This is a genomic window from Jeotgalibacillus sp. ET6, assembly GCF_029667115.1.
Lineage (GTDB): Bacteria > Bacillota > Bacilli > Bacillales > Jeotgalibacillaceae > Jeotgalibacillus.
Genome location: NZ_JARUIU010000062.1, coordinates 1 through 285, shown reverse-complemented (window position 1 = coordinate 285; position 285 = coordinate 1). Strand labels below are relative to the sequence as shown.

The 285-nt window shown below is 47.0% G+C and carries 1 pseudogene; it reads right to left on the bottom strand.

Going from position 1 to position 285, the window contains the following annotated elements:
- Window positions 1-198: 198 nt before the first annotated feature.
- A pseudogene (locus P6709_RS19860) lies at window positions 199-285 on the bottom strand (rod shape-determining protein); the annotation flags it as partial.

Below are 285 nucleotides of genomic sequence, written 5' to 3'. Positions count from 1 at the left end.
TCGATCTTTACGCTTCCTTCAGTAGGCTCGTAAAATCTTGGAAGGTGGTGAAGCACGTTAAGTCTAATGCCATAGTAGTGGCCTTCTCTCATATTCACATGATCCGAGGCAATTACAGCACTGTTGCTTGTTGCAAGAACCGTTTCAGCCGGGAGCGAAAAAGAAGAAATAAGCAGAACGCCGGGGAATATTGTCGCGCTTCATCATGGTTGATGTCGTTTCAAAATCGGCGATTACGCAATCTTTCATCGGACGAAGCGCGACAATATTCCCCGGCGTTCTTCC